5 protein-coding genes are annotated in these 4,368 nt (G+C 40.7%); all 5 read left to right on the top strand.

Translation table 11 applies throughout. The features are described from left to right. The first annotated feature begins 213 nt into the window (after positions 1–213). The 5 genes from P7J36_RS10040 to P7J36_RS10060 all read left to right on the top strand — a co-directional run bounded on the left by P7J36_RS10040 (position 214) and on the right by P7J36_RS10060 (position 4,287). A complete protein-coding gene (locus P7J36_RS10040) occupies positions 214–1,125 on the top strand; it encodes a class C sortase (RefSeq protein ID WP_408552015.1) in 912 nt (303 codons plus the stop codon). After that, positions 1,103–1,966, top strand: a complete 864-nt coding sequence (locus P7J36_RS10045) for a class C sortase (protein WP_408552014.1) — start codon at positions 1,103–1,105, stop codon at positions 1,964–1,966. Before P7J36_RS10040 ends, P7J36_RS10045 begins: the two co-directional genes overlap by 23 nt. Further along, positions 1,963–2,814 carry a class C sortase gene (locus tag P7J36_RS10050; protein ID WP_408552013.1) on the top strand — a complete coding sequence of 284 codons (852 nt, stop codon included), beginning with the start codon at positions 1,963–1,965 and terminating at the stop codon, positions 2,812–2,814. Before P7J36_RS10045 ends, P7J36_RS10050 begins: the two co-directional genes overlap by 4 nt. A 52-nt stretch (positions 2,815–2,866) precedes the next feature. Next, positions 2,867–3,547 carry an Fn3-like domain-containing protein gene (locus tag P7J36_RS10055; protein ID WP_408552012.1) on the top strand — a complete coding sequence of 227 codons (681 nt, stop codon included), beginning with the start codon at positions 2,867–2,869 and terminating at the stop codon, positions 3,545–3,547. Positions 3,548–3,798: 251 nt separating this feature from the next. Next, a complete protein-coding gene (locus P7J36_RS10060; protein WP_408552011.1) occupies positions 3,799–4,287 on the top strand; it encodes an adenylyltransferase/cytidyltransferase family protein in 489 nt (162 codons plus the stop codon). Positions 4,288–4,368: the final 81 nt, after the last annotated feature.

The following is a 4,368-nucleotide window of genomic DNA, read 5'->3' on the forward strand; positions in this document are numbered from 1 at the left end:
TCTAGTACTAAAAGTGAACTAAAGGACTATACTCCTCGAAAATCAACAGTATCCGTTGTCAAGAACTTATCAACAAGTCTTTGTCTTCGGTTTGGGTTTTCGTTGAGTATAGACTGAAAAAACTCTAGAAGATTCAACGTGTGTTCACAAAGTTGAAGGAAAGACGATGCAAGATGCTTGCAGTGGCATCATAACAAAAAATGTAGAAAAGCCATGAAAAAAAATAAGAATCAAATACAAAAAAAGTCAGATAAAGTGACAAAGAAAAAAAAGAAGAGTAACCTCCCGTTTTATCTAGTATTTTTAATCGGACTGGGGATTTTACTCTATCCACATATTTCCAATTTTTATTATCGGTACGAGGCTGATCAACTAACGACTTCTTTCGATCAAGAAAAACAAAACTTAACGACCAAAGAGGTTCAAGAACGGATGGATTTGGCTCGAGCTTTTAATGAAAGCTTGAATAATGTGGTCTCTGAAGACCCCTATACCAAATCACGTCATGAAGCTGGACGGGCGGAGTATGCACGGATGTTGGAATTGCATGAAAAGATAGGCTATGTTGAAATTCCAAAAATTGATGTAAAAATACCTATTTATGCAGGAACCTCTGAAACCGTATTACAAAAAGGTGTCGGTCACTTAGAAGGAACTTCTTTACCGGTTGGGGGAAGTGATACGCATACAGTCTTAACTGCTCATACAGGTTTGCCGAAAGCTCGCCTATTTACGGACTTAACCAAGGTAAAAATCGGCGATACTTTCTATATTCACAATATTGCAGAAACGTTAGCTTATAAAGTAGACCAAATATTGGTTGTTGAGCCAACTCAGTTTGACGAACTTTTGATAAAACCTGGGCAGGATTATGCGACGTTATTAACTTGTACACCTTATATGGTAAATACACACCGTTTATTGGTTCGTGGTCATCGTGTTCCTTACGTTGCGGAAGACCATCTTAAAGCAGCTGAAAATGTAGAGAAGCGTATTCTTATCCGTTATCTTCTGTATGCTTTGGGAATGTTGGTGATTATTTTGTTGATTATCTTATTTACAAGAAGACGGAAAAAGAAAAAGCAGGTAGAGAAGTTTGAGAATGATAAAACGCTTACAACATAAAACGAAAAAGGGGAAATCCAAACAATCCATACTCCTGAAACTCCTATTTCTCTTTGGTTTAATAGTGACACTGTATCCTTGGATTTCACAGTTTTACTATCGCTATGATTCTAATCGTGAAATTCAGTCGTTTTATGAACAAGCCCAACAGTTACCGAGTGAGGAAGTTTTAAAAAGATTGGAATATGCTAGGGCCTATAACCAGACATTGGACCCTCGCAAGCTGCAAGATCCCTACACAGAGGAAGAAAAAGCTGGAGTTGCAGAATATGCGCGCATGCTTGAGGTTAAGGAAAAAATTGGTTTTGTGGAAATTCCAAAAATCAATGAGCGGATTCCCATTTATGCTGGGACAACTGAATATGTATTACAAAAAGGGGCCGGACACTTAGAGGGGTCGTCATTGCCGGTTGGTGGTGAAAGTACTCACACTGTCATAACAGCCCATCGTGGTTTGCCCAATGCTTCCCTGTTTACCAACCTCGATCGTCTCAAAGTCGGGGATCAGTTTTACATTCATAACATAGCAGAAACACTAGCTTATGAGGTGGATCAAATCTTAGTTGTTGAGCCGAGTGACTTCGATCCTGTCTTGGTACAGGCTGGAAAAGACTATGCTACTTTATTGACCTGTACACCGTATATGATCAACAGTCATCGTTTGTTGGTGCGTGGGCACCGTGTTCCTTACGAGCCTGAAGTTGCCAAAAATGAAAAACCAGTATTCTTTTTGGATATGCTAACGCTATCCTACTTAATAGCTTTACTGATTATACTAGTGATTGTTGCGATCCTCTATCTTCGCCGTAGGAAGAAGAATCGGAAGGTAAAAGTGAAATGATGAAAAAAATTGGCTACATTCTCATGCTGATTGGCTTATTACTGCCGTTAGTCTTACTGACGAATATGTCTTTGCATGAGTTTCAGACCTATCGACACTATCAGTCCTACCAAAGCCGTTCGACATCATTTTCGTCAGAGCAAAAAGCGGCAATTGATACTTATGAAGAACAAATCAGTAGCGGAGATATCCCAACAATTGACCCTTTTGCAGAAAAGAATAGTTCGGATAGTAATTCTGTTGTTGTTCCCGCTTTGGAAGGTGGTGTGATTGGTTATCTGAGCGTTCCAAGTATTGAAATTCGCCAGCCGATTTATATCGGAGCCACAGCCCAGCATTTAAATGATGGAGTCGCTTCTGTTATTGGAACGGATTTGCCAGTCGGTGGAATCGGTCGTCGAAGTGTTATCGCAGGCCATCGTAGTTGGTATACTGATTTAAGATTCTTTCGACTATCGGAACTAAAAGAGGGAGATAGGATTTTCATTGAAATCGGTGGGACAACACTGACGTATTTGGTCAAAAATACAGAAGTCATTAAGGCGACCGATTGGCAAAAATTATTGCCTGTTGAAAATCAGGATATGGTAACGCTGTTGACATGTGATCCGTTAGTTCCTCCTTTTGACTATCGCTTGTTGGTAAATGCTTATCGAGAACCTGATGTAAGTGAAGCCGTGAAAGAAGAAGTAACGGGTCAAGAAAATAAAGACGAGATAAAGCAGTATGAAAATAGCTCAATTAGTAGTGTGCTTTACATAACTGTTCTGGGGTGGCTTCTGTTTCTGTATATCTTGTATTGTTTTATTAAGTTATTAACTAAGACTTCATGTCAGGGGCTTCGATAGCATCGTCGATTGTAGCGGATGCAGCGTACTTTTATTGCCACGGATTCGCCAAATGACACCACCAGAAGGCGTGACTAGGATGGATTTGCTGAGAATCATTTTGATGAATACTGCTACCCCTTTGATTGATGTTCTAGATTCATCTGGGCATGCTTTGGAAAATTCTCCGAGACGACAAGGTGCTGGTCTGTTGCAGATTGATAGAGCCTTTGAAACAGATGTGATTCTTCACCACCGTCTAAAAGGAGGGGTGGAATTAAAAGAAATAGGGCGTGAGACAGAATTTGAGGTAACCTTGGAAAATCTTGAAAACCAACAAAGAAGCTTTGCTATTTCATCTGGGAAAGTATTGACTAGTCAAGATGTTCCTATTGATAGGATAGGGCGTTCTGGAAAAGTAGTTAAAGAGATTCATGCGACAGAAATCAAGGGCTCGAGTATTCATCTTTCTGAGCAATCCATTCAACTGGGTCCGAAAGAGAAGAAAACTATTCGCCTGAGATTGGATGCAGGAGAAGCGAAAGACCAGTTTGCAGAAGGGGATATTTACTTCCAATCATTGACGGAGGGGCAGCCTGACATCAGCATACCTTATTTTGGCTTTGTTGGGGACTGGTCAAAAGAATGTGGCTTTCAGATTGTGGAATTTTTCAATCCTGCCCATCCAATGGAACATGTGCCTAATTTTCCAGACGTAGAATTGTTCATCTGTTTTGAAAAACGGATGAAATAGGGAGTGAGAAAGAACTCGACTAGTCTAAAAAAGAGTTCGTCTTCTCACCCCCGCACAGCTCAAACTGTCTGGGAGACAGTTTGAGGTTGGAGATAAGGCGAACTCAGTTCGTATCAGTCATAGTGGTCAGATTTGGAGTGTAAAACACGAATAAATCTGCCAATCAACCACTGCGCTGAGATGTTGACACGAACTCTGAGAAGAGGTGCTGGGCTGCTTGCTCGCCTCTTTAGCAAGTAGAAAGGAAATATATGAATCAAACCATAGCTGTTGTTTTCGGAACCTTTGCCCCCATGCACAAGGGACATTTGGATTTGATCGAGCGAGCAAAGTTGGCCTGTGGTCAGGTTTGTGTGGTCGTGTCTGGTTATGATAAGGATCGTGGTGACTTGATTGGTTTAGATTTGACCAAACGATTTCAATTTGCTCAAGAGCAGTTTGAGGGTGATGATTTGGTCAGAGTTCGTGCCTTGGATGAAACAGACTTGCCTCCCTATCCAGATGGCTGGGACCTTTGGCTAGACAGCTTGCTTGGTCTATTGTACTTGTCTGAACATCAAGTACCAGTCTTCTATGTGTCTGAGGAAGAATACGCTCAGGAACTGCAAAATCGAGGCTATCAAGCTCATTTCAGTCCTAGAAAATTTGGTATATCAGCGACCCTCATTCGCGAGAATCCAGAGAAGTATCGAGACTACATTGCCCCTGCCTTTGTTGACTTTTTTGCTGAGCAGGAATAATGTAATTATAGTTGTTTAGTTTTTATTTGATGTATGATAAAATAGACTTATGACTTACGGAATTGATTTTAGAAAACGCGT

It is taken from the genome of Streptococcus suis (genome assembly GCF_046032115.1).
Lineage (GTDB): Bacteria > Bacillota > Bacilli > Lactobacillales > Streptococcaceae > Streptococcus > Streptococcus suis_AJ.